The organism is Bradyrhizobium sp. URHD0069 (assembly GCF_000701345.1).
Taxonomy (GTDB): domain Bacteria; phylum Pseudomonadota; class Alphaproteobacteria; order Rhizobiales; family Xanthobacteraceae; genus Bradyrhizobium.
Genome location: NZ_KL370777.1, coordinates 144,553 through 169,907, shown reverse-complemented (window position 1 = coordinate 169,907; position 25,355 = coordinate 144,553). Strand labels below are relative to the sequence as shown.

The following is a 25,355-nucleotide window of genomic DNA, read 5'->3' as shown; positions in this document are numbered from 1 at the left end:
TTCAAGCTCCCAAATGTCACCGCCCCCGTGAGAGCCGAATGGATTCGATCGGAATGCCGACCAGAATGCCGAGATGGCTGCGGGTTGTCCTTGTCGCCGGTGTCGTCGTTCTGGTCACAGGGGCGGGTCTTTTTGCCTATCGCTGGTACTATCGCCCCACGACATTGACCATCGCTGTCGGTTCGCTGGACGGCGAAGCGGGGCGGATCGTGTCAGCCATTGCGAGTCGGCTTGTGGCGACGAATGCAGGCGTGCGGCTGAATATGATCGAGACATCGAGCCCACTTGAGGCCGCGAATGCGTTTTCGTCGGGCAAGACCGACCTTGCGGTGGTGCGAGGCGATGTGGGCGACCTGTCGCAAGCGCAGGCGGTCATCGTCGTGGCCCACGCGGTGGCACTTTTGATCGCGCCGCCGGGATCCCCCATCGCCGACGTGGCGGATCTGAAACGCGCCACCGTGGGTGTTGTCGCGGGCGAGACCAATCGAAAGATCGTGAGCGTGCTGACGGATGAATACAATCTGAGCCGCGCCAATACCAAGTTCAAGGATCTGGCTCCGCCGGAAGCACGACGGGCGCTCGAGTCCAAGGAAGTGCGAGCGATTCTGGTCGTCCTTCCCTTGACCGAGAAATATCTTTCGCTGGTGCGCGGTCTGTTTCACCAGAACTCGAAGGCCGGTCCGGTGCTGATTCCGATCGAATCCGCCGCTGCCATCGCGGAGAAAGAGCGCGCCTACGAAAGCTTCGATGTGCCGAAAGGCACGTTGCGCGGCTCCCCGCCGCTCCCAAATGACGACCTGACGACGCTCAGGGTGACGTTCTATCTGGTCGCGAAGAAAGAACTCGACGCCGATTTGATCGCCGAATTTACCAAGACGCTCATGAGCGTGCGCCGGGATCTTCTTGGCGAGTTGCCGATCCTCGCACAGGTCGCGGCCCCCAGTACCGATCCCGATGCGTATCTTCCGGTACATCCGGGAGCCGCAGCCTTTTACAACGGCACCCAGCAAAGCTTCCTGGACAAATGGGGAAACGCGATCTTTCTGACACCGATGATATTTGGCGCCCTCGTCTCGGTGCTGGCGGCGGCCTGGAAATTCCTTCGGGCTGGCGAACCCCGGACAGGTGAACCGGCGCTGGATTCGCTCTATACGCTCGGACGCCGCATACGAACGACGGAGGCGGAGTCGGATCTTTCCGAGATCGAGCGTGAGATCGACAGGGTCCTTCAGGCGCAGCGCGGCAAAGCGGCGGCAGGAGACGAAGGCGCGCTCGATGTCGCGACCCTGAATGTGGCCGCGCACCGCCTGCAGAGCCTCATCCATGATCGCAGGACGTTGCTCGCCATGCAGCCGGACGGCAAGAGCAGGGCTTGAGCAGCGAGCCGCTTTCGGTGGCTGGTGCGGTTCGGCTCGAAAACCGGACCCTTGATCCTGATCAAAGCTGCGGCGCCGCTTCGGCCGTTCCTTCACCCATTCGGCGATGGAGGGAGACATGTTGCGTTGCGGGAAACTTCTGCTGGCGTTAGCCGTCATGATCGCAACTCCGGGCGTTGCGGCGGCCCAGACGACCGACGGCAAACCGCCGCCGACCGAACAGACCTTGCTAAAGCCCGAGCAACTCGATGCGCTGGTCGCGCCGATCGCTCTATATCCCGACGCCTTGCTGGCCAACTTCTTGGCCGCGTCGACCTACCCGCTGGAAGTGGTGCAGGCCGACCGCTGGCTGGACGAGCACAAGAAGCTGAAGGACGACGCGCTCAAGACCGAGGTCGACAAGCAAGGCTGGGACGACAGCGTCAAGGCGTTGGCCAGCACGCCTTCGGTGCTCTCCATGATGAGCGACAAACTCGACTGGACCAAGGATCTCGGCGACGCGGTTCTCGCCCAGCAGCCGGACGTGATGGACGCGATCCAGCGCTTGCGTGCAACGGCCCATGACAACAACAAGCTGATTTCGACCAAGGAGCAGAAGGTCACCGTTCAGCAGCAGGAGAACAAGCAGGTCATCTTGATCGAGCCGACCGATCCCAACACGGTCTACGTGCCTTACTACGAGCCGGCTGTGGTGTATGGCGAATGGCCCTATCCCGACTATCCGCCCTACTATTTTGCAGCGCCGCCTTATATCGGTGCCGGCCTCATCGCCACCGGGCTTGCGTTCGGCGCAGGTTATGCGCTGGGCCGCTGGGGCAATTACTGGGGCGGCGGCTGCAATTGGGGCAATAAGAACTTCTTCATCAACCGCACCAACATCAACAATATCGGCAACAACTGGCAGCACAATCCGGCTCACCGCCAGGGCGTCCGCTACAACAACGCCGGCGTCCAGCAGAAATTCGGCAACAACAACCTGCGGGCGGGCGCCGGAGACCGCATAAATTTCCGCGGCCGCTCTGGCGATCAAGTGCTCAACCCTGGAAAGGGCCGGACAGGTGCGGGTGATCGTGCCGGAGATCGCGGAGGAGCGGATCGCGCCGCTAAGGGCGATCGCACCAAGGCTGGCGACCGCGGGGGTGGTGATCGCGCCAAGGCAGGTGATCGCGCCAAGGGGGGTGATCGCGCCAAGGGCGGTGATCGGGCCAAGACGGGCGATCGCAGCCGCGCCGCCGGCGCGGGCAACAAGGGCGGGCGCGATACCGCCATCAGGAACATGTCGGCGGGGAGGGCGGCCAATCTTCATTCCGCACGTGGTCGACAAAGTTTTGCCAGTGCAGGCGTTTCGCGCGCAAGCTTCGCCGGGGGTGGTCCCCGTGGGGGTGGCGCTGCGTTTGCCGGGGGTGGTGGCGGCCGCGGCGGGAGTGGCGGCCGACGCTCCGATATCGCGCTGAAACACGACGTCGTCCTGCTCGGGCATCTGGACAACGGCCTCGGCTATTACCGCTTCAGCTATCTCGGCAGCGACAAGGCATATGTCGGCGTCATCGCACAGGAAGTGCAGGCCCTGATGCCCGGCGTCGTGACGCACGGCGACGATGGCTATCTCAGGGTCAACTATCACAGGCTTGGAATCAGGTTCCTCACCTACAAGGATTGGCTCGCCGCCGGCGCGCAAATCCCGATACGCGCGAGGATGTGACCATGACGAAGCTTCGTTTCGGCCAAAGCTGTCGCAAGGTTCCTTCCGGTCTCATCGCAGCAGCCGTCCTGCTGCTCGTGACGTCGTCCGCCAGCGCTCAACGAGTCTTCCAGACACCGGAGGATGCCGCCACGGCGCTCGCCAACGCCATCAAATCCGGCGCGACGAGAGATATCCTCAAGGTGCTCGGTCGGGATGCCGAGGACATTATGGTCTCCGGCGATGAGGTGGCGGATCGCGAAGCCCGGGAGCGGTTCGTGGGAGCCTACGACGCCAAACGCGATGTGATCATCGAAGGCGACAAGGCCTTTCTGGTCGTGGGGACCGACGACTCCCCGCTTCCGATACCGCTCACCCGTCAGAAGGCTGGCTGGAAATTCGATACCGCTGCCGGCCGGCTTGAAATCCTGTACCGGCGTATCGGACGCAACGAACTGGACGCGATCCAGGCGTGCCTCGCCTATGTCGATGCGCAGAACGAGTATGCGGAGAAGGATCGCACCGGGGCCGGCACCGGCGTTTATGCCGAGCGCATCGTCAGTACCACCGGCAAGAAGGACGGCCTCTATTGGCCGGCATCCGGTGGCGATGCAAGTCCGCTCGGCGAGTTCGCCGCGCAGGCGTCCGCCGAAGGATACAACGCCGGAACAGGACGCACGCCCTATCACGGCTATTACTACCGGATCCTGACGCAGCAAGGGCCGAATGCCCCCGGCGGCACGCTGAACTATGTGGTCAAGGGAAAGATGATCGGCGGAATTGCGCTTGTCGCCTATCCTGCGCAGTATGGCAATTCAGGCGTGATGACCTTCCTCGTGAATCATTCCGGCACGGTCTACCAGAAGGACCTGGGTGATTACACGATGACGCTTGTCAACCGCATGATGTGGTTCGATCCCGATCAGACCTGGAAGAAGGTCAACGCACCGGGTGGTTGAGATTGGAGGAGGACTGCTCCGATGGGTGGGCATTCAGCAGCACTCGCTCTGTTGATCCTGCTTATCTGCTCTGGATTGGCGAAGTCATCGCACGCACAGGCTCCGGGTTATGTTCGCCGTATTCGCGAAGGCAGGCTTGATCGTAGGTGCAGGTGGAGGCGGCTTGCAAAGCACCGCGTTGCAGGCGCAAGGGGAATGTGTCGCGTGGACATACTTTGATTTGGATCAAGCCCGGCGTCCATGGGAGCACCAATTTAGCTCTGTTCCGCCTGCGGACTGGAAGGTAGTCTTCCGCCGCACACTGACATTCGCGATCCCGCTAGCGGTGTCAAAGCCGCTGGCAACAAAGCCGACTTACAAAGGTGAGCTCATATCATTGTAGCGGGGGCGCTCTTGCCGCAGGTGCAGAAATCATCTTCAGGGGTGCTGCTTTTTCCGCAACAGCCGGCGTTGCAACTCATTTATGACACCGCGCCGATCGGCCTCGCTTGCCTGTCGCCTGACTGCCGGTACCTACAGATCAACCAACGCCTCACCGAGATCTGCGGCATATCGGTCGAGGATCATCTCGGGCGTTTTGTTAGGGATTGCGTGCCGGCGCTCGCGGACTCGGTCCAAGCGATCGTCCGTTCGATCATGGAGACGGGAGAGCCTGTGGTCGGCATCGAGGTTGCCGGGCAGCGCGCGGACCAAGTCGATGAACGTTCATGGATGACATATTGGCACCCGCTGCGCGCACCGAGCGGCGAGATCGTTGCGGTCAACGTCGCTGCCGAAGAGATCACCGAACGCAAGCGTGCCGAGCAGGAAATCCGCAACGCCAGAGACGCTGCGGAGACTGCGCTGCGACATTTGCGCGAAACCCAGGACTCGCTGATCGAGGCCGAAAAGCTTGCCGCACTCGGCCGGCTGGTGGCGGGCGTCGCACACGAGGTCAATACTCCTGTCGGCATTGGCCTGACGGTCGCCTCGACGCTGCAGCGGAAAGCGAAGCTGTTCGCCGCAGAGGCGGCGCGCGGCGACCTCAGGCGATCGAGCCTCAATGAATTTATCGCGCTAATCAACGAGGCGTCGCTCCAACTGGTAGCCAACCTTGGCCGCGCTGCCGAACTGGTGCAGTCGTTCAAGCAGGTGGCCGCTGATCAACAACAGTTCCATCGGCGGACATTCGATCCCGGCGAACTGGCCGAACAGGTTCTTTCACATCTTCAACGCGAGTTGCGGGACCGCGATATCACCATCAAGCTTCAATCCGAGCCTAATCTTTCGATGGACAGCTATCCCGGGCCGTTTGGGCAGGTACTCACCAACCTCGCTTTCAATTCTATAGCGCATGCTTTCCCGGCGGGGAAAACGGGCACGATCAATATCAAAGTGAGCTCAGCCGGGAGTGCTCACATCGAACTTCTCTTTGCCGACGATGGATGCGGAATGCCCCCAGAGATCAAGCGTCAGGCCTTCGATCCTTTCTTCACCACCCGCCGCCATCAAGGGGCAACCGGGCTCGGTCTGCACATCGTCTACAACATCGTGGCGGAGCGACTGGGTGGCCGGCTAAAACTCGAAAGCGGGCCGGGCGCGGGCACGATTATTCAGATCATTCTTCCGCGGATTGCGCCGTCGGACCTCACGCGAGGTCCGACGTGAGTCCGGAATGCGTATCAAGGCGGAAGTCCGCCAGCCACTCTGGATTTATGGGTTCACGCTCTTAGAAAAGTAGTTGATGTTCTTGGCCGCCGCATGATGGATTTGCCGAAACATCCAAAAGCGCGAACTTGGCCTTGGTGGTTTCCGCCGTCCCGCTGGTTGGCTGAATACCAGCCTTCCTGGCTGCTCGGCGATATCATCGCCGGAGTAACGTTGGCCGCCTACGCAATTCCGGTTTCCCTGGCCTACGCAGGACTTGCAGGTCTACCTCCGCAAGTCGGGGTCTACGGCTACCTGCTGGGTGGTCTGGGATACGCCCTGCTCGGATCTTCGCGCCAGCTTGCAATCGGGCCGACTTCGGCCATTTCACTCATGATTGCCGGGACTGTCGGGGCAATGGCTGACGGGGACGCGCAACGGTATGCTCAGATCGCCAGCCTCGTAGCCTTCACAGTCGCGGCGCTTTGCCTGTTCGCCTGGTTGTTGCGATTGAGCGCGCTGGTGAAGCTGATCAGCGACAGTATTCTTGTGGGCTTCAAGGCTGGCGCCGGCTTAACCATTGCGATGACTCAGTTGCCGACTCTTTTCGGGGTTGGAGGTGGGGGGCATAATTTTCTTGACCGGGCGTGGACGTTCCTCGGGCAGCTCGGCCAGATGCACTACGTCGTTCTCATAGTCGGTGTTGTCGCGATCGGATTGATCGTGTTGGGCGAGCGGCTGCTGCCGGGAAAGCCTATCGCGCTCGGTGTGGTCACGCTGGCGATCATTGCTGCCACAGTACTTGGGCTCCCGGCGCTCGGGGTGCCGACGACGGGAGAAATCCCGGCGGGCCTGCCCGCCGTGGCAGGCCCAGCTCTCAGATTGCGCGATGTCGAGGGAATCCTTCCGTTGGCCGCTGGTTGCCTGTTGCTGGCCTATATCGAAGGCGTGTCGGCGGCTCGCACCTTCGCCGCGAAGCACGGATACGCATTGGACCCAAGACAAGAGCTTCTGGGCATCGGCGCGGCCAATCTCGCAGCAGCGATAGGGCAGGGCTATCCAGTCGCCGGCGGGCTTTCGCAATCGGCGGTGAACGATAAGGCTGGTGCGCGCACACCGCTGGCGCTGGTCTTTGCCTCTATCACGCTTGCGCTTTGCCTGCTCTTTCTGACAGGCTTGCTTGAAAATCTTCCAAAGGCGGTGCTGGCAGCCGTGGTGTTGACCGCGGTGTATGGCTTGCTGGATTTCCCGGCACTGCTCCGCATGTGGCGATTGAGCCGGCTAGACTTTTACGCGGCGGCGATCGCGCTCGGGGCCGTGCTGCTCCTTGGAATACTTCAGGGCATCCTGCTTGCTGCACTAGCCTCGATACTATTGCTGCTTGCCTGGGTGTCGCGTCCGCACGTCGCCTTTCTCGGCCGTATTCCTGGTACCAACAACTTTTCCGACCTGGAGCGCCACCCCGAGAACGAGCCGCTGCCCGGCGTAATCATCTTTCGTCCCGAAGCATCTCTGATTTACGTCAATGCCGACGCTGTCATGGAATCGGTTTTGAACCGTCTCCGGGAAGCGGATGCGCCCGCCATCCGCCTGACCGTCTGCGATCTCTCCGCCGCGCCATATCTGGACCTTGCAGGGGCGCGCATGCTGCACGAACTCCATGCAGAACTTGCCAGCCGCGACATCGCCCTGCGCATCATCGGCGCCCACGGATCCTTGCGCGATTTGTTGCGAGCCGACGGCGTCGAGCTCAAAGTTGGAGGACTTGGTCGTGCCGCGACGCTCGATTCAGTGCTCCGCGCCCATGTTCAGCAGCCTTAAGAGGGGAGCGTCGAATGGACACAGGCGGCTCACCTGTTGTCAACGTGTTGTCAATTAGGGTGCAAATTTTTGCAACGTCGCACGCAAACGATTTGGCGGCGGCGTCCTATGGTGTTCAAATCTTATGTCGCGGCGTGTCATCTGCACCATAGACGACATCCACGATCTGCCATCCTCCACCAAGGGCGCGATAAAGATTGACGAGAAGGGTCGCGATCTGGGTGTCGCTGTCGGCAAGATCATTTTCGCTCTGCAGCAACTGGGCTTGTGTTGCGATGACGTTCAGGAAGTCGATCGCACCCTCCTGATAGCGTTGCCTGGCGGCGCGCAGCGCGGCCTGATTTTCAGTGACGGCCCGGGCAACATCGGCACGCCGGAGTTGCGCTTCGCGATAGGCAGTGATGGCGTCGTCGACCTCCTTCCAGGCCCGCAACACCGTTTTCTGAAAGAAAGTGCCAGCCTCCCGCTGTTGCGATTCACGCAGTTCCAGGGTGCCCCGCAACCGGCCGCCTTCGAAGATCGGAAGCGAAACCGCCGGCCCCACCGCGAAAGTCGTCGAGGTCGGGGAAAACAGATTGCTCAGGTGCAGGCTTTCCACGCCGACCGCGCCGTTCAAAGTCACGTCAGGATAGAAGTTCGCCACGGCGACGCCGGTCTGCGCGGTGGCCTCATGCAGTCGCGCCTCGGCCTCGCGGACATCCGGCCGGCGGCGCACCAGCGATCCGGGCAGGCCCACTGGCACCCTGCGCGGCACGCGCGGCACCATCCGGGCGCGGCGCAACTCGGCCTCGAGCGCGCGGGGAGCATAGCCCAGCAGCAGGCCGATGATGTTGATGAGTTCCGCCTCCTGGGTGCGCAGCGGCGGCAGGGTTGCGGCGATGGTGGCCTGTTGAGCCCGGGCTTGCGCCAGGTCGAGCGTGGTGGCGACCCCGTCGCCGAAACGCTTGTTCACAAGCTCCACATTCTCTTCGGCAAGGCGCAGATTGCGTTTCGCGATCTCGAGACGGTTCTGGGTTCCGCGCAATAGCATGTAGCTTTGCGCCAGTTCCGCGACCGCCGCGAGTGCGACGCCGTGCCGGTTCTCCACGGCCGCCAGGGTGGCGGCATCGGCGGCTTCCACCGCCCGCCGAACCCGGCCGAACAGGTCCAATTGCCATGATGACGTCAAGCCATCCCGGAACAGGCCATAATCCAACGGCGCGCCGGGGGCAGGGACGAGCAAGGACAGCGTGCCGTTCGGGCTCTGGCGATTATAGGTCGACGACGATTGCCCCTCGATCTGCGGCAGCCCCTGGGAGACTGCGACCCGGCGCTGCGCGATGCTCTGGATCACGCGTTCCGCCGCGGTCTCGAGGTCCAGGTTTTGCGCCACCAGCCTTTCGACCAGCGACGACAACTGAAAGTCCCGAAAACTTTTCCACCAGGCGATGTCGACCGCGCCCTCGACCGTCCGGCTCGGCACGCTTGCGGCATTCAGCGCCGATCGCCTGGGCTCGTCTTTGAGCTCCGGGCTCTGGTAGTCCGGCCCAACGGTGCAGCCGTTCAGCCCGATGCCCAACATCGGACCGGAGAGACACGCCATCAGACGCAAGGCACGCACTAATCAATGCCCGGTCACACGATCGCTCGATCTGCGCTGTTCGTCCACGACATCCTCCAGTCCTGTATGGATGGTAGTCTCGACCGACAAGCCCACGCGCAGCAGCTTAGCCAAAGGTTGCCCGGGCGTCACCACGATCTTGACCGGCAGCCGTTGCACGATCTTGGTAAAATTGCCGGTGGCATTGTTGGGTGCGATCGGTGCAAAGGCGGCGCCGGAGGCCGGCGGCACGCTATCCACCGTCCCTTTGAGGTCGATGTCATAGGCGTCCAGATGGATGGTGACGGGCTGGCCGCTGCGGACGTGCAGCAGATCCACTTCGAGATAGTTCGCTATGATATAAACCTGGTCGAGCGGCACGACGGTCATCAACGTCGTGCCTGGCGCGACGTAGTTGCCGGCCTGCACGGACCGCTCGCCCACCATGCCGTCGATCGGTGCCCTTATCTGCGTATAGGACAGATTGAGCCTGGCCTGTTCAAGCTTGGCCTCGTCGGCCTTGAGCGCAGCTTCGACCGCGGACCTCTGGGCCTTGAGCACGTCCAGTTGCCGGCGTGCCGCATCGAGCGACGCCTCGGCGCCGTCCAGCGAGGCCTGACCCTGCTGAAGCGAGCTGTCGGCTTCCTGGTGTTCGCGCATGGTGCCGGCTCCCGTCGTGGCGAGATTGCCGTAGCGGCGCGCGTCGGTCTGCGCAAAAGCGAGCCTGGCGCGCGCCGACGCAACGGCGGCTTGTTGCTCCGCTATGATCGACGGCTGGCGTGATACGGTCGCGGAGAGCTCGTCGAATTGCGATCTGTCGCGCGCGACCGCCGCCTCGGCCGCAGCCACGGCGGTCTCATTGTCGCGCGGGTCGAGAGTTGCGAGCACTTGTCCGGTCTTGACAATGTCGTTGTCGTCCACCGGCACCGTGGCGACCTGACCGGAGATGCGCGGCGCGATGGTGGCGTAGTGCACCATCACATAGGCATCATCGGTCCACACGTCCGCTCTTGGCCGAAAGATGATGTACAGAACCGCCGCGGCGAAGATCGCCACGACGAGTCCGACCACCAGGAAGGGCCAGCGCGGCAGAGGCGCGGGAAGCTTGTCTGCTTGCTGCACCTTGCGGCCCTGCGGCTCTGCATCCTTCGGTTGGGGTTGATGGTTGTTCCCGGGCGTCGCGGCCGGGGCTGGCGCTTCGTTCCGCTCCGGCTCGGCGGGTCGCGTCCCGGGTTCGGCTAGATCCTCCGTCATGCGGCTTTCCCCTGCTTTGCAAAGAGTATCCGCGGCGGAATGGTGCGGACCGGCAACGTCATCACCAGGACCATCAGGATTACGGTCAGGGCTCCCATGATCAGGAAGGTGTCGCTTGTCGATAAGATAGCGACCTGCTGCTCCACGGAATGGCGGAAGGTTTCCAGGCTGTGCGGCATGCTGGGCTGACCGTCCGGCATCAGCGGCGGCGGATACTGGGGCAGCACGCCGTTGCCCTGGATCACCCGCCAGCGGTCCTGGCCGACTTCATCGATGATGCGGTCGGAATGCAGCGCGCCGCGCCAACGAACAATCAACGCCACGAACCAGGCGCCGACGGCCTCCGCGAGGGCGCGTGATGTGTTGATCAGGGCGGACACGAAGGGACCTTCCGTCGGGCCGGCAACGTTGGTGGTCATCATCAGCAGCGGCACGATCACCATCGGCTGACCGACCGCCTGCAGCAGCTGCCATGAATAGAATTGATCCCGGTTCCAATACACCGTGAGAAAGGACGAACCGATGCAGGATGCGAGGATCAAGCCCAGTCCGATCAGGCTGACGATCCGCGCGTCGACGCGCTTGTAATCCAGCAACAGCGCCATGGCGGGCAACATCACGAGTTGCAAGGCCGCGATCTCCAGCGTGATCAGGTTGGATTGCAGTGGTCTGTAACCCTGGACGTCCTGCAGGTATCGCAACGGCACGGTCGAACCGGATTGGCCGATGATCAGAATGATGAACAAGCCAAGCGCGCCATAGGCGATGTTGCGCCGTCCGAGCAACTGCAGCTTCAGTAGTGGCAAAGGATGGAACCACTCGTTGACCAGCAACAGCGGGATGGCCAGGGCGCTCACCAGCGCCAGGACGCAGATCAGCCTCGAGTTGAACCAGTCGAGCCGGTCCCCCTGATATAGCATGGTGCTCAAGGCGCCGGCCCCGATCACCAGAAGCAGCACGCCGCGCCAGTCCAGCATTCGGAACCGTTCGTATCTCGGCTGATCCTGATCCAGACAATACCAGACGAGAACGCCGGCCAGAGAGCAGAGCGGAATCGTCTGCAGGAACACGAAACGCCAGTCTACGATATCCGTCCAAAGCGCGGCCACCGTTGAGGCCAGCGCCGGCGTGAAGGTCGCGGTCAGAGCGTAGACGGCCAGACCGTAGAGCCGGATGCCCGGCGTGAGAACGCGAAGAGCCGTGGTCATCAGCAGAGGGATGATCAGGCCACCGGCGAGCCCCTGGAGCAGCCGCAGGGCGTAGATCGCCTCGATGTTCGGGCTGAACGGGATCAGCACGCTGGAGATTCCGCACAGCGCGATCGCAAACAGCGTCCAGCGCCTCAACGTGAAGGTCATCAGCAGCCAGGGCGAGATCGCCATGCCGACGATCTCGGCCCACACATACAGGCTTACGATCCAGGTTCCGGGATCGTGGCTGATCCCGAGCGCACCGCGGACATCGGTGAGCGCGACAGCCGTCACCTGGTCGTTGAATTCGGATGTCATGGCAGCGATGAGGACGCCACCGAGGCCAATCAAGGGCTTGATATCCACGGGGTCCGCCAACTCTTTTCAATAAACTATGACTGCAAGACTTTTTTGAGCTCCATCCGCGCTATCGAAGCCGCGCACGATCAACGATCAGCGGCGAAATCGCACGAAATCCAGTCACACGAAGTAACAAGTCACACGAAGTAAATAGAGCGCGAGGGAGGGAAATCAAACCTACGTCCCAGCCGGCGAATCAAAGCGTCGTGAATTTTCGCGCGGCGGTGTTTCCCGTGTCGCTCTCTCCCCGCGACTTTCGCTTGGTTCAATTCAATGAGGGACCGCCGCCAACCCGGCTTGCGCGATTTGCACATCGTGCTCCGGCGTGTCGAAGCTCGCCCCGATGGCCCCAATCACCTCGCCATCGACGACGATTGGAAGCCCGCCTTGCATCTCGGTGAAGCCCTGCGCGGTGACGGCAGCAAAGCGACCGTGGTTGATCGCGTCCTCGAGCGCCTGGCTAGGTTTCTTGAACAGCGCGGTTGTTCGGGCCTTGCCGGGTGCAAGTTCCACGCTGGCGAGATAGGCGGCATGGTCCATGCGCTCGATCAGGATCGGCCATCCGCCGTCATCGACCACCGCGACAACTCCGGCCAAGTGATTGCGCGTCGCCTCCGACTCGGCGGCCGCGACGATCTTTCGCGCAATGTCCAAGGTCAGCACCTTCTTTTCTGCAAATTGCGCGGCCGCGGCCGGCGCCTGCGGCGGTGCCCTGGTCTGCGCAGCGGCGACGGCAGCGCCGCCGACCGACCAAAGCAGGGCGCAAGTCAAGCCAAGGCAGCCGACACGAATTGCTGCAGATGCTCGCTTCATTTGGCAGCTCCATTTATTCGTCGCCTGTAAACGGAGTTAGACCGCGCGCGACGACAATCAAGGATCGCGAAGCATGATTGATCTTATCAAAATATTTATTGATCTCGAAAACACCCGGTGCCTGCTTCTTGAAATAGCTACAGCAGATGAGGGCCGCAAAGATTGTCACTGGAAGGAGGTGCGTATAGGGAACATTCGCTTTGACCATGGCATCAGGCGCTATCGGTCTTGCATCGACAGCCGTCGACTTCAGGGAGCGTGAGGGAATATCTAGGCATCAGCTCGGCGACCAGCGACCCGCACTTGGGCGACGCGGCAGTGGAGTTGGTGTGTTAAGAAATTGAAGCGATTTGAATTTGCAGGAGTCCGTCGAGATATGAACGCATCGCGGTCAGATCACGGCCATTGTTATTTGCTGCCGGGGCGTCGCCGGCGCGAATAGGGGCCTCATACTGCGGGCGCGTGGCCATGCCTGCGCGCCAGATCGGCGGCCTTCGCCCCCGCATCATGTTCGCGTAGAACCGCGTGATCTGCTCCTCCGAAAACTTCTTCCGCTTCATGCGTCCGCTCCTCCCGCAGCAGGAACCGGACTCTAACTCGCCGCAGCTTGCATCAAAGCAAACGTTCTCATCAAATATTTGAATATTATGTGCCCAGCGTGGAACCTATACTTATTTTGACTTAACGAAGACGCAATCGAGTTCAACCAGACGCTGCGGGTCCTCGGCCGAAAAGATTACAGGCCTTGTTTGTGCGAGAGCGAAGCCCTTTGCCTCCATGAACGCAATGCCCTCAGCAAAAGACCAGCTATTCGCGTATAAGTTTGTGCAAGGCAATTCTAACTGAACCCCACCCAAATCCTTTAGCGCTTCCTCGGCGCCCTTTAGCACGGACGGCTCAAATCCCTGGGCGTCAACTTTGAGAAAATTCCGACTCCCTTTCAACTTCGGATAAACATCGTCAAACCGCTCAATTTTTACCTTTTCCTGTCGAACTACACTTGCACCAGGATAGTACTCATCTGCATACGCTGTCGTCGGTAGTAGGGAGCTGAAAACGGTATTGGCCGCCACATTGATCGATCCAACTCCCGGCGCAGCGCCCAAAGCATAATTATTCAGGATCCAACGTCCGTCCGAAGCTGCATTTAGTTTCAATCTTTCGAATGAGGAGAGAACAGGTTCGAATGACACGATTCGGGCGGCATACCCGCCTGCCCTCAAAGACTGAGCAAACTCTCCTTCGTGTGCTCCAACATCGAAGACGCAATCCACTTGCCGCGACAAAATGAGAGATGCGACAGTAGGTCTAGCGCGCGACAGCTCAAGCCCGATGCGCCGCGCGAACGTTTTTAGCTTTTGCTCTAGTTGTGGGTTCAACTACTATGTCTCCAGAAAGAGCCTTGATCGCCGTGCCATCGTTGCGTCGGAGCAAAATATCACGAAACCTTCGCGCGGGGCGAAGACCATTTATCTCTTATGATGTACCACGCGTGAGCACCACGCGGCATCTCTTTACCAGTACGATACTTATTGCGAATCCTGCTATCGCATTATCATCCGTCGCCGCGTACTTAAGACCTAGCTCGCTGAAGTGCGGCTGCAGCCGAATTCACATGTAGTTACGGGCCGCGTTTTTTTGATTGCGCAATGGTATTCGTCTTGCACGACCCTGGCTGGCGCAGGCGATCAAGGCGGTGACCCCACGACATCCAGGCCTACCTGCGGCCATCTTGGGCCGGACCGACAAGGTTAGCGACATCCCCGCCCTGAACACTGAAACGAAGACAGGGCGTGCCGGCCGCCCGGCGCCCCAGTCTCAATAGCAGGATCGCTCGTCCGGGGCGGCCGTCTTTAGCCCTACTTTCAGCGGCACCGCAAAAACCAGTGCAATTCAACAATGGAGGTGCGGCAAAGTGCCTTGTTCTTGCAGTCGAGCAGTAACATCAGCCAAGGCGTCGATCCTTTGCCGCAGATGATCAACCAGGAGCTCCGCGCCGGTGGTCACGCAGTCATAATGTCCCCCGGACAACTGGATCACTTCGAGTCGGGGACTGAGGCGCCGCCACGCCTGGCCGTCGTGGCCGGCCGAGTAGAAGACCACGGGCACGTCGAGCGGCGCCGGCAGGTATTGCGCCATTGCGATCGAATAGGCCTCTTGCCGTGACGAAGGCGGAAGCCGATTCTTGGCACTGACCAAAACATCGTGCATCTTGCTGAGCAGTTCGCCCCGCTCCAGCCGGCTCATGAAGTTGTAGATCCGGGCTGTTAGGTGGGGCGAAACAACGTGCTTCATCAGCACGAGCATCGCCCGCGTCGCCGGACGCGCACTGATGGTCGGCGGGTCGACCAGGGCAACCATTTCAACCTTGTGGCCGGCCGCCATCAGCAGGCGGGCCACTTCGAACGCCACCAGGGCCCCGTTGCAGTAACCGCCCAGGAGGAAGGGGCCGCTCGCCTGCCTTTCCAGGATAAGCGGCAGGCGGTCGGCGGCCATCCCCTCGATCGACGGCGGAATCGGCTCCCCACGAAGACCGTGGGGATCGATAGTGATGATCGGATGATCGGGCCCGAAGAGACGCACCATTCGCCGCGCGTACAAGCTGCCGCTCTCAAATTCACCATGGAAGAAGTACAGGGAGGGCCAGTGGCCATCGGCATGGAACTGGAAAAACGGCGTCGCCGGCGAGACCGTCTGCATGGCGATCTTCGGGACAAGCTGACGGATTGTTTCCGCCCCAAATAGGATCGTTTCCGGCACGAGTTGGTCGACGAGCCGCTCGACCTCGATGAGCATTTCCGTCGCCAGAAGGGAATCGCCGCCGCTTTCAAAAAAGTCATCGTCGACCGTCACGGTCTCGGACTTGAGCAGCCTCCGCCACAGCGTCAGCAGTTCAGATTCCAGATCCAACGGACCCCTGGCCAAAACCGGCGCGGGCATCGCCGCCGGCTCATGCGCCGGCGCGCCGAGAGCCTCGCGCAGCCGTCGCCGCTGAACCTTGCCCGTCGCTCCCTTTGGCAACTGGTCGAGGATCAGAATGCGGTGGGGGATCTTGAACGAGGCCAACTCGCCTTGGAGGAACCGGCGGAGCTCCGCGGGTGTCGTCTGCGCGCCCGGATGGAAGACGACTGCGGCCGCGACGTCTTCGCCGAGGCGCGGATGGGAGATCGTGAAGGCGGCCCCCTCGGCCACCGCCGGGTGGCGCAGGAGCGCGGAATCGATCTCGGCGGGGGCGATCTTCTCGCCGCCGCGGTTGATCAGTTCGCTCAGTCGGCCATGCAGTGACAGGAAGCCATCCTCGTCGAGGCTGCCGACATCGCCCGTGCGAAGCCAGCCTTTGATGAAGGCGGTTCGATTGAGTTCCGGCGCATCGAGATAACCGGACGTCACCGTGGGGCCACGCACCCAGACCTCACCCTGCTCGCCGGCCGGAAGCGGGCGTCCGTCCTCGGCGACGATTGCCACGGTGTCCGGCCACGGCCTGCCGCAGGTGCCCGGCCTGTTCGGTCCGGGTGGCGGCTGGTTGGCGGCCATTTGCGCGGCTTCGCTGGAGCCGTAATGTTCCAGCACAGGCACGCCAAGGACGTGCTCCAGTTCGTCCTGCACCCCCTTCGGGAGCGACGCGCCGCCGGACACGACGAAGCGCAGGGTGTGCATCGTCTGCGCATCCGCAACAGTCTTCGCCTTGTCCAGCACGACGCGGTGGAGCGTCGGACCCGCCGAGTACCAGGTCGGTCGCAGGGCATCGAACCACTCGGCCAGATCCACCACGGCGGCATTCGCGGGAAACGCGATGCTGCCGCCAGTGAGGAGCGGCGTGAACACCGTCACTTTGAGCCCGTGGGAGTAGCAGGGCGGCGATACGCTCAGGCAGCGGTCCTGGGGGGTGAGGTCGAACCAGGCTTGGAGCCGCGCCGCCGCCGCCAGCATGTTGGCATGGCTGAAAGGGATCAGCTTCGGCTGCGCGGCCGTGCCGGAGGTCTGTAGGATGAAGGCGGGCGACTGCAGGTTTGGCTCCATGTCGAGGGCAGGGGAGCCGGACGCGCGCACGGTGACCCTGAGCCCGAGCTGGCCCTGTCCGACCGGAGCGGCTTCGATAAGGGCAATATTCCTGCGCTCGGCGGTCTGGCGACCGTCGGAGGCGCTACCTTGCGGCAGGAGAAGAGCGCTCAGGCGCAGCATGTCGAGACGCTGATCGATTTCCGCCGCCTTCAGGCGCGGATCCAGGGGGACTACTGCGGCGCAGCAGGCTACCGCCACGATGGCGAGAACGGCTTCCGGGCCGTTCGGCATCAGCACCCCGATCCGCGCGCTGCTATCGAACCCGGCTTGGCGCAGCTGACGGCGGATCTCGTCCAGCTGGCGCTGCAAGTCGTGGTAGGTGAGAGGCGCAAAAGCGGAGGAGAGAATGGCGGGCTGACGCGGGAACTGGCTGGCATTCCGGCGGATCACTTGGCCCAGCGTGAATGAGGCTGCGTACTCAGCGCGCTCGCTGCAATCCTTCAGATACGTCGAAGTCTTGTTCTCTAGAAGCAAACTATCCTCCAGCAAACCAGACTATTTTCTTGTCAATTTAAGCGCCACAGTGTCCTCACGGAATCGGTGCTCCGTTCAGGATGCGGAAACGCGCAGCAGCTGTATAGAGACGCAGAAGGGGTAGTCCGATCCAAAGTGAGTAGTAGCGCCGGCGCAGCAGGATCAAGCGCTCGGAAGCTCACCCAGTGGACTCTCAACCAAGATCCTCGCAAGTCGGTCCTACTGAGGTGAGCTTAAGAAGGGCAGCTTTCAGCTAAGGCTCGTCTATGACCGATCGATGTGAGCAGCCCCTCGTGGCGTATTCCTGGTGCGCGACACTTTGCTCGACCAAAGGATCAATGCGCTAATGCGCTGTTTCAGGGTTTAGAGGGCGAAATGGTTTGCCCGACTCGGGCGCATTGCGCTGCGAGATCGCGGATTCATATCTATTGAACTGTTTGAAAATTGAATCGAGAATTTGCGCAGTTGGCGGGGCGCAAGAAATGGTCGACCGATGAGTACCGCATGACCCTAAGTGCATCACGCTACAACGACATATGGGTTCGTACTATTTAGCCGGGGAGCGGGCCGGCCGCTGCAGCGTCCGTTTCATTGTCTCGACTGCGCTCGGTCAAGAATTTGACCAGCGATGCCTTCACACTCGAGACGTGCTCGCGCATCAACATCTCCGCCCGCCACGGTTCGCGGGCTATCACTGCCTCATAGATTCGATGATGATCATCGTGGCGGCGGCGGACGTCGCGATGCTCGAACGCAACGATGTTGCGGCTCGACGACACCGGCACGTGGTGGCAGATCCGGATCATCTCCGCCAGCATGCGGTTGCGCGCGGCGGCGAGCAGGGTGTCGTGAAAGTCACCATTGATCTCGCGATAGATTGTGAGATCGCCGGCTTCGAACGAGCCGCGCTCCAGCAGTCTGTCGCCGGCGCCGAGGCTGCGCTCGATCGTCGCCTTCTCGTCCGGACTGAGGCCGCGCTCCGCGGCAAACCGCGCTGCAACCCCTTCGAGCGAGGCGCGGATCTCATAGGCGTCGACAATGGCATCGAGCGGAAATTCGCGCACGGTGAAGCCGCGATTGGGTGCGTAATCCAGTAGTCCTTCGCCCGCGAGCGCTTGCAATGCGGCGCGCACCGGCGTGCGCGAAACCGCCAACGTCCGGCTGAGCCTGACCTCATTGAGCCGCTTTCCGGCGGCGACCGAGCCGTTCAGGACGGCTTCTCGGATCTGGTCCATCACCGAGAGGGCGCGATTGCCGGCGCGCGATCCGCCGGTTGGCTCCAGAATAGCTTGGCCCGTTTGGTCCGTCATGGAACGTCCGTGTTGCTCCCGAGTGAGTACACTTGGAAGTCTGTCCCGCCGCATTCGACCACATGCTGCTCGAAAAATCCATCTTTAGCTGCATTATTGCGATGCCTAGGAACTGGGCGTGGCGCAGAAATGATATGCAGCGGCAAAAGTGTATGTAATATTTGTTGACTCGGCGCTGACTTCAACGAACCATGGAGCGTCCAATGATGGTGAAAATGGCGTAGGTCCGATGGCGACGGCGAATCCCAGCATCAGCGAAAGCGCCATCGAGCATCTGGTGCTGCGCGGTGGCCACGACGTGCTGACGGTCACCGCGGCGCGCAGCACCTACGACTATGCCAGGGCGCACGGCGTTGACGCGACCATGCGGGTGCTCGATCCCGAGGAAACCGGCGCCGAGCACTGCCAGCATGACAATCCGACTATCGGTCAGGAAGTGCTGGCCGATTGGCTCGCCGATCGTCTCGGGATCGATCAGCGTGCTTTGTTGAGAACGTCCATCAATCCCTTGATATGAGGCGCGCAATGAATCTCGGTGTCGATCATCCCAGGGCCGCCGTGGTCGCGATCGACCTGCATCGCGGCCATCTCGATATGGCGGTGGCGACCATGCCGACCACGCCCGACGTCGCGGCCCGCATCATCGCCGCCAACAAGCGGCTGTTCGACTGGTGCCGCAGCGTCGATATTCCGATCGTCCATCAGGTGACCAGCTATCGCGACGCCGACGAAATCCGCGCCAATCCGTTCTGGCGCACCCGCGCCGAGGACTTGACCGCCACCCGCAAGAACGTGATGCGTCACAACATCATCGGTGGCCCCGGCTGCACGGTGATGCCGCAGCTGCTCGATCCGCGTGACTTCGTCGTCAACACCAAGAAGCGGTACGACTGCTTCGTCGGCACCGACCTTGATTTCCTGCTGCGCTCCCACGGCATCAACACGCTTCTGATCACTGGCGTGAATACCAATTCATGTGTGCTGGCGACAACGACGGCCGCCAACGTCCGAGACTACGCGGTGATCGTGGTCGAGGACTGCGTCGCCAGCATGGACGGCGCCGAGCTGCACGCAGCCGGTCTCGCCTGCATCAAGACAGCCTTCGGCTTCGTGATGGATACCGACGCGGTGATGGCGCTCGACGGGCTTGCTCCGCGCCGGACCAGCGCCGCATGACCGCTTTGTTTCTCAACCGCCCCAAGAGTACCCTGCTATGACCGGCCCCATGATCCCGCGAGACCGCTGCGACTATTCCGCCATCGTCGACCGTCCGGCGCTGAAGCTGCCGGGCGGCGCCCGCATCGTGATCTGGACCATCGTCAATCTCGAAGTGTGGGATATCGCGAAGCCGATGGCGCGGCAGGTACTGCCGGCGCCAACCGGAATTCCGCTGCTGCCGGATGTGCCGAACTGGAGCTGGCACGAATACGGGATGCGTGTTGGCGTGTGGCGTTTCTTCGATCTCTACAAGCGGCTCGGAATTGCGCCCACGCTCTCCATCAATGCGCGGGTTTGTGAGGATTATCCACGCGTCGCGCAACAGGCCAAGGACGCCGGCTGGGAATTCATGGGCCACGCCTATGAGCAGGGGCCGATCCACAAGGAGCCGGACCAGAAGGCGATGATCAACCGTGCAATGGGCGTGATCGAAAAATTCACCGGCAAGCGGCCGGTGGGCTGGCTCGGACCCGGCCTGACCCAGACGCTGCAGACCCCCGAATACCTCGCCGAGGCCGGGGTCAAATATATCGGCGACTGGGTCTATGACGACGAGCCGACCGTGATCCGCACCGCCAAGGGGCCGCTGGTGACACTGCCCTATACGGTGGAGTTGAACGACATTCCGATGATGCTGGTGCAGCATCACGAGAGCGATCATCTGCTCAAGCGCACCATCGACAGCTTCGAGCGACTGTATGAAGAGAGCAGGAATCGGCCGAAGATCCTGTCGCTCGCGATCCACCCCTACATCAGCGGACAGCCATTCCGGATCAAATATCTCGAGGCGATCTACGACTACCTGAGCAAGTTCGATGGCGTCGTGCACTGGAACGGCGAGCAGATCCTCGACTGGTACAACGGACAGACCGCCGCGCAGCCGGGATCGAAGGCATGAGCGCCCTGGCCCAGCGCGTGCTGCCGGCGATCCCTGCCACTGACGTGCCGGTCGTCGGCGGCGGTTTCTTTCCGGTTCGCCGGGTCTATTGCGTCGGCCGCAATTACCTCGACCACATCCGCGAGATGAAGGAAGCTGACGAACGCGATCCGCCGTTCTTCTTTCAGAAGCCGCGCGACGCCGTGGTGCTTGATGGCGCGCAGGTGCCCTATCCGCCGCTCACCTCCGATTTTCAGTTCGAGGTGGAGCTGGTGATCGCGATCGGCCGCGCCGGACGCGACATCGCCGTCGGCGACGCGCTCGATTATGTCTGGGGTTATGCCGTCGGCATCGATCTGACGCGGCGCGATCGTCAGCGTGACGCGCGCGATCTGCGTCTGCCGTGGGAAGTCGGCAAGAGCTTCGACGCCTCGGCGCCGTGCGGCGCCATCGCGCCGGCACGCGAGGCGCGGCATTTCAAGGGCAGCGTCATCACGCTTTCGGTGAACGGCGCAGAACGCCAGCGCGGCGACATCGGCCAGATGATCTGGAGCGTGCCCGAAGTGATCGAGCAATTGTCGAAGCAAGTCACCCTCGGCGCAGGCGATTTGATTTATACCGGCACCCCGGCAGGAGTCGGTCCCGTTGTGCCGGGCGACCTGATTGCCGCCCATATCGACGGGTTGCCGTCGCTTGCCATCACCATCGCTCCACTTGAGGGATGACCATGTTGCCAACCGAACGCATTGCCTATTCGCCGATTGCGACCCGTCCGCCGCTCAAGCTGCCGAATGGCGCGCGCATGGCGGTGTGGGTGATCGTCAATGTCGAGGAGTGGGACGCCAAGCAGACGATGCCGCGCACCGTGTTGACGCCGCCGGCCGGCGGCTCGCCGACCCCTGACATTCCGAACTGGGCCTGGCACGAATACGGCAACCGCGTCGGCTTCTGGCGCATGCTCAAGGTGTTCGACGAATTCAAGATCCCGGGCGTACTCGCCATCAACGGCTCGGCGCTCGCGGCCTATCCGCCGATCATCGAGGCGGCGATGGTGCGCAACTGGGAGTTCATGGGCCACGGCTTCACCCAGCGGAACATGCAGAAGGTGGAGAACGAGCGCGACGACATACGCAAGACCGCCGACGTGATCGCTAAGGCGACCGGCAAGCGGCCGCGCGGCTGGCTCGGCCCGGGCCTCACCGAGACCTGGGAGACGCCGGACCTGCTTAAAGAGGAGGGCTATGATTACGTCGCCGACTGGGTGCTGGACGATCAGCCGGTCTGGCTCAAGACCACCACGACGCCGATCGTCAATGTGCCCTATACCCAGGAATGCAACGACGTCGCGATGATGCTGATCCAGCATCACAAGGCGTCCGAATATTACGACCGCGCTATCGACCAATTCGAGCAGATCTACGAGGATGCGGCGGATTCCGGCCGGATCATGGCGCTGGTTGTGCATCCCTACATCATGGGTGCGCCGCATCGCCTGAAATATTTCCGCAGTATCTTCGAAACCATCCGGAAGAAGCCGGACGTGGCGTTCATGACCGGAGAACAGATCCTCGACTGGTATCTTTCAGTGGGACCGAAACCGCCGTAATCACAGATCAGGGATGAGCATCTTTCAACTCCTCAACGGATTGACTTTCGCAGCGCTGCTGTTTGTGGTGGCGAGCGGCTTTACGTTGATCTTCGGGTTGCTGCGCATCGTCAATCTGGCCCACGGCGCGCTCTATCTGTTCGGCGGCTACATCGGCTACGCCATCGCCTTGAAGACCGGCAGCTTTGTGCTCGGCGGCATCGGCGCAATGGCTGCGATCGCGGCGATCGGCTTCGTGCTCGATCAGGGGCTGCTGCATTTCGTGCGCGGCCACGAGCTGCGCCAGGTACTGCTGACGCTCGGCTTCGCCTTCGTGCTCAATGATCTGGCGCTGGTAATCTGGGGCGGCGACAGCTTCACCGTGCCGATCCCGCAAATGCTGCGCGGCGGCCTGCGTGTGTTCGGCGTGTTCTACCCGACCTATCGTTTGTTCGTGCTGGTCACCGGCATCGTGGTGTTCGCAGCGCTTTGGCTGCTGCTGAATCATACGCGGCTCGGCGCGCTGATCCGCGCCGGAGTCGACGATGCCGAGATGGTGGAAGCCTCAGGGGTCAATATCCGCCGCGTGTTTCTTGTTACCTTCCTGCTTGGTTCGGCTTTGGCCGGCCTCGGGGGATTGATGGGCGGCGCCTTTCTCTCGCTGTATCCGTCGGCCGATGCCGAGATCCTGGTGTTCAGCCTGGCGGTGGTGATCATCGGCGGGCGCGGCAGCCTGGTGGGTGTTGGCGTCGGCAGCCTTTTGGTCGGTCTGCTCAACACGCTCGGCCAAGTGATGTTTCCAGAACTGGCCTATTTCGTGATTTTCGGTCCGATGGCGGTGCTGCTGGCATTCCGTCCGCTCGGTCTGTTCGGACGGGCCGCATGACGATGCCGCGCACGCCGAAGCCTTCGCGCCTTGCCGGCATGAATGGCCGCGCTGCGTTGATTGCTGCCACCATCGGTGTTGCGGCCGCCGCCTTGCCATTGGTACTGTCGAATTATCAGGTCGGACTCGCCACCGAGGTGCTGATCTTCGGGATTCTCGCGATGTCGATCGATATCCTCGCCGGCTTTGCCGGGCGCACCTCGCTTGGCCACGGCGCGATCTTTGGCGTTTCCACCTATGTGGTCGTCTACGCCACGGCTCATGCCGGAGTGCCGCCGGCGGCAGCCTTCGCCGCCGGCGTGTTGGCTGCGACGCTGGTTGCGGCGATCTTCGGGTTGCTCGCGGTGCGCACCTCCGGTGTGTACTTTCTGCTGCTGACATTGGCGCTCGGCATGATCGTCTGGGGCATTTGCCTGCGCTGGACCCAGGTAACCGGCGGCGAGAACGGCATGCGCGGCGACGTCCGTCCGGCGTTGCTGCTGACCAACACCGCCTTCTATTGGGCCGTACTCGCCGGCGCCGCGGTGGTGACGTTTGCGATGTGGCGGTTCGTCCGCTCGCCGTTCGGGCTGACGCTGCGCGGCATCCGCGACAGCGAAAGCCGCATGCGCAGCCTCGGCTACAACGTGCCGCTCCATTTGTTCATCGGTTTCACGGTGTCCGCATTCTTTGCCGGCGTCGCGGGCGCGATGTACGCGATGTTCAACAACTTCGTCAGCCCGTCCACGGTGGCGCTGGCGCAATCGGTCGAAGGCGTATTGATGATGATTGCCGGCGGCGTCGGGACGCTGTTCGGCGCTTTCGTCGGCGCCGCCGCGATCATCGCGCTGGAGAACGTGGTCAGCGCCTATACCGAGCGCTGGCAAATGGTGCTCGGCATCACCTTTATCCTCATCATGATCTTCGCCCCTGAGGGCATCATAGGCAAGCTGCGCGCCATTCTGACGCGCAAGGTGCGTTAATCGAATGCTTTCACGAAAGGATATCGAAATGGACCGCAGGCAATTTCTGAAGAGCACAACGGCCGCACTAACCATTGCAGGTGTCGGCGTCGCACCATGGCGCAGCGCCCAGGCGCAGGCCGGCCCGATCAAGATCGGCCTGCTCGCCCCACTCACCGGCGTTGTCGCGTCAGGCGGCAAGGAGATGGTCGAGGGCGTGCAGTTCTATCTCGATCAGGTCAAGAGCGAGATGGCTGGTCGCAAGGTCGAGCTGGTGATCGAGGACGACGCCTCAAACCCCGACACCGCTTTGCAGAAAGCGCGCCGCCTGGTCGAGCAGGGCAATTGCCACATGCTGATAGGCAATCTGCTTGCCAACACCGGATTAGCGGTTGCCAACTACGTCAAGGGCACCGGCACTCCGTACTTCATTCCGATCATCGCGGCCGACGACCTGACGCAACGCCGGCGCATCAAGAACGTGATCCGCGTCGCCGGTTACAGCGCCAGTGAATTCACCCATCCGCTCGGCGATTGGGCGTTGAAGCAGGGCTACAAGAAGATCGCCACCATCAGCCAGGACTACACCTTCGGCCACGAGCAGTGCGGCGGGCTCGCCCAGGTGTTCACCGAAGGCGGTGGCGAGATCGTGCAGCAGTTCTGGCATCCGCTCAACACGGCGGACTTCAGTCCCTATCTCGGCCAGCTCGCCGACCTCAAGATCGATGCGATCTTCGCGATGGAGACCGGTGCCGATGCTACCCGCTTCATCCAGCAATATGCCAGCTTCGGCCTGAAGGCGAAGACGCCGCTGCTCGCCGCGATGAACGGCACCGACCAGTCGGTGATCCGGACGCTTGGCGAGGAATGCGAAGGCATCATCTCGCCGGCGCATTTCGCGGAGGGTTCGGACAATCCGGTGACGCAGAAATTCGCCAAAGAGTATGAGGCGAAGTACGGCAAGATCCCGTCACTCTACGGTTTCTCGATGTATTCCGGCGTGATGTGGATCGACGCCGCGCTGAAGAAGATGGGCGGCAAGGTGGAGGACCGCGAGGCCTTCATCGATACCGTGTTGAAGACCGAACTCGATGGCTCGCCGCTCGGCAAGGCCGTCAAGCTCGATGCCTACGGCAATCCGATTTACGACGTTTATATCCGCAAGGTCGCGAAGCGCGCCGACGGCAAATTCTGGAACGTACCCGTCACCACCTATCCGAACGTCTCGCAGTTCTGGAAATACGATCCGGAGACCTACCTGAAGCAGCCGTCCTATTCGCGCACCTTCCAGGGCATCAAGAAAGGCTGATCTATCGCCGATATCGAGACGCGACCGTAAGGCC

Annotated in this window: 22 protein-coding genes; 14 read left to right on the top strand and 8 right to left on the bottom strand. The window is 61.9% G+C overall.

Going from position 1 to position 25,355, the window contains the following annotated elements; all coding sequences use genetic code 11:
* Nucleotides 1–38 precede the first annotated feature (38 nt).
* From N554_RS0134635 to N554_RS0134610, 5 genes are all read left to right on the top strand, one after another.
* Nucleotides 39–1,376: a TAXI family TRAP transporter solute-binding subunit gene (locus N554_RS0134635; RefSeq protein WP_245283815.1), complete on the top strand. Its 1,338-nt coding sequence runs from the start codon at nucleotides 39–41 to the stop codon at nucleotides 1,374–1,376.
* Between the two features lie 118 nt (nucleotides 1,377–1,494).
* Nucleotides 1,495–3,078, top strand: coding sequence for a DUF3300 domain-containing protein (locus N554_RS0134630; RefSeq protein ID WP_029587636.1), 1,584 nt, complete (start codon nucleotides 1,495–1,497; stop codon nucleotides 3,076–3,078).
* Nucleotides 3,079–3,080: 2 nt separating this feature from the next.
* Nucleotides 3,081–4,016: a DUF2950 domain-containing protein gene (locus N554_RS0134625; RefSeq protein WP_029587635.1), complete on the top strand. Its 936-nt coding sequence runs from the start codon at nucleotides 3,081–3,083 to the stop codon at nucleotides 4,014–4,016.
* 402 nt (nucleotides 4,017–4,418) lie between these two features.
* Nucleotides 4,419–5,663, top strand: coding sequence for a PAS domain-containing sensor histidine kinase (locus N554_RS0134615; protein WP_051677890.1), 1,245 nt, complete (start codon nucleotides 4,419–4,421; stop codon nucleotides 5,661–5,663).
* A gap of 96 nt (nucleotides 5,664–5,759) precedes the next feature.
* Nucleotides 5,760–7,463, top strand: coding sequence for a SulP family inorganic anion transporter (locus N554_RS0134610; protein ID WP_029587632.1), 1,704 nt, complete (start codon nucleotides 5,760–5,762; stop codon nucleotides 7,461–7,463).
* A gap of 115 nt (nucleotides 7,464–7,578) precedes the next feature.
* Here N554_RS0134610 and N554_RS0134605 read toward each other — a convergent pair whose 3' ends face one another.
* The 4 genes from N554_RS0134605 to N554_RS0134590 all read right to left on the bottom strand — a co-directional run bounded on the left by N554_RS0134605 (nucleotide 7,579) and on the right by N554_RS0134590 (nucleotide 12,659).
* The gene (locus N554_RS0134605) at nucleotides 7,579–9,024 is read right to left on the bottom strand and encodes an efflux transporter outer membrane subunit (RefSeq protein ID WP_051677876.1); all 1,446 of its coding nucleotides are present in this window, start codon (nucleotides 9,022–9,024) and stop codon (nucleotides 7,579–7,581) included.
* 42 nt (nucleotides 9,025–9,066) lie between these two features.
* The gene (locus N554_RS0134600; RefSeq protein ID WP_081851567.1) at nucleotides 9,067–10,296 is read right to left on the bottom strand and encodes an HlyD family secretion protein; all 1,230 of its coding nucleotides are present in this window, start codon (nucleotides 10,294–10,296) and stop codon (nucleotides 9,067–9,069) included.
* Entirely contained in the window at nucleotides 10,293–11,852 is a 1,560-nt protein-coding gene (locus N554_RS0134595) for an MFS transporter (RefSeq protein WP_029587629.1), read from the bottom strand. The genes N554_RS0134600 and N554_RS0134595 overlap by 4 nt, the downstream gene beginning before the upstream one ends.
* 264 nt (nucleotides 11,853–12,116) lie before the next feature.
* Nucleotides 12,117–12,659 (bottom strand): GlcG/HbpS family heme-binding protein, encoded by a 543-nt coding sequence (locus N554_RS0134590; protein WP_081851566.1) that lies wholly within the window; start codon nucleotides 12,657–12,659, stop codon nucleotides 12,117–12,119.
* 73 nt (nucleotides 12,660–12,732) lie between these two features.
* On the opposite strand from N554_RS0134590, the gene N554_RS40725 reads away from it, so the two are divergent.
* A complete protein-coding gene (locus N554_RS40725; RefSeq protein ID WP_156042274.1) occupies nucleotides 12,733–12,921 on the top strand; it encodes a hypothetical protein in 189 nt (62 codons plus the stop codon).
* 70 nt (nucleotides 12,922–12,991) lie between these two features.
* Here N554_RS40725 and N554_RS0134580 read toward each other — a convergent pair whose 3' ends face one another.
* The 4 genes from N554_RS0134580 to N554_RS0134565 all read right to left on the bottom strand — a co-directional run bounded on the left by N554_RS0134580 (nucleotide 12,992) and on the right by N554_RS0134565 (nucleotide 18,505).
* A complete protein-coding gene (locus tag N554_RS0134580) occupies nucleotides 12,992–13,219 on the bottom strand; it encodes a hypothetical protein (RefSeq protein WP_029587626.1) in 228 nt (75 codons plus the stop codon).
* 111 nt (nucleotides 13,220–13,330) lie between these two features.
* Nucleotides 13,331–14,038 (bottom strand): FkbM family methyltransferase, encoded by a 708-nt coding sequence (locus N554_RS39390; protein WP_029587625.1) that lies wholly within the window; start codon nucleotides 14,036–14,038, stop codon nucleotides 13,331–13,333.
* A gap of 514 nt (nucleotides 14,039–14,552) precedes the next feature.
* Entirely contained in the window at nucleotides 14,553–17,195 is a 2,643-nt protein-coding gene (locus tag N554_RS37735; RefSeq protein WP_245283814.1) for an AMP-binding protein, read from the bottom strand.
* 551 nt (nucleotides 17,196–17,746) lie between these two features.
* Nucleotides 17,747–18,505 carry a GntR family transcriptional regulator gene (locus N554_RS0134565; RefSeq protein WP_051677875.1) on the bottom strand — a complete coding sequence of 253 codons (759 nt, stop codon included), beginning with the start codon at nucleotides 18,503–18,505 and terminating at the stop codon, nucleotides 17,747–17,749.
* Between the two features lie 229 nt (nucleotides 18,506–18,734).
* Here N554_RS0134565 and N554_RS0134560 point away from each other — a divergent pair, with 229 nt between their 5' ends.
* The 8 genes from N554_RS0134560 to N554_RS0134525 are packed head-to-tail and all read left to right on the top strand — an operon-like array spanning nucleotide 18,735 to nucleotide 25,321.
* Nucleotides 18,735–19,022, top strand: coding sequence for a hypothetical protein (locus N554_RS0134560; protein ID WP_029587622.1), 288 nt, complete (start codon nucleotides 18,735–18,737; stop codon nucleotides 19,020–19,022).
* A gap of 8 nt (nucleotides 19,023–19,030) precedes the next feature.
* The gene (locus N554_RS0134555; protein ID WP_197033841.1) at nucleotides 19,031–19,681 is read left to right on the top strand and encodes a cysteine hydrolase family protein; all 651 of its coding nucleotides are present in this window, start codon (nucleotides 19,031–19,033) and stop codon (nucleotides 19,679–19,681) included.
* A gap of 37 nt (nucleotides 19,682–19,718) precedes the next feature.
* Complete coding sequence (locus tag N554_RS0134550; protein WP_245283813.1) at nucleotides 19,719–20,621, top strand: polysaccharide deacetylase family protein; 903 nt, start codon at nucleotides 19,719–19,721, stop codon at nucleotides 20,619–20,621.
* Nucleotides 20,618–21,325, top strand: coding sequence for a fumarylacetoacetate hydrolase family protein (locus N554_RS0134545; protein WP_029587619.1), 708 nt, complete (start codon nucleotides 20,618–20,620; stop codon nucleotides 21,323–21,325). Before N554_RS0134550 ends, N554_RS0134545 begins: the two co-directional genes overlap by 4 nt.
* A 2-nt stretch (nucleotides 21,326–21,327) precedes the next feature.
* A complete protein-coding gene (locus N554_RS0134540) occupies nucleotides 21,328–22,206 on the top strand; it encodes a polysaccharide deacetylase family protein (RefSeq protein ID WP_029587618.1) in 879 nt (292 codons plus the stop codon).
* Nucleotides 22,207–22,219: 13 nt separating this feature from the next.
* Nucleotides 22,220–23,071, top strand: coding sequence for a branched-chain amino acid ABC transporter permease (locus tag N554_RS0134535; RefSeq protein ID WP_029587617.1), 852 nt, complete (start codon nucleotides 22,220–22,222; stop codon nucleotides 23,069–23,071).
* The gene (locus N554_RS0134530; RefSeq protein WP_051677873.1) at nucleotides 23,068–24,033 is read left to right on the top strand and encodes a branched-chain amino acid ABC transporter permease; all 966 of its coding nucleotides are present in this window, start codon (nucleotides 23,068–23,070) and stop codon (nucleotides 24,031–24,033) included. The genes N554_RS0134535 and N554_RS0134530 overlap by 4 nt, the downstream gene beginning before the upstream one ends.
* 28 nt (nucleotides 24,034–24,061) lie before the next feature.
* The gene (locus N554_RS0134525) at nucleotides 24,062–25,321 is read left to right on the top strand and encodes an ABC transporter substrate-binding protein (RefSeq protein ID WP_197033840.1); all 1,260 of its coding nucleotides are present in this window, start codon (nucleotides 24,062–24,064) and stop codon (nucleotides 25,319–25,321) included.
* Nucleotides 25,322–25,355: the final 34 nt, after the last annotated feature.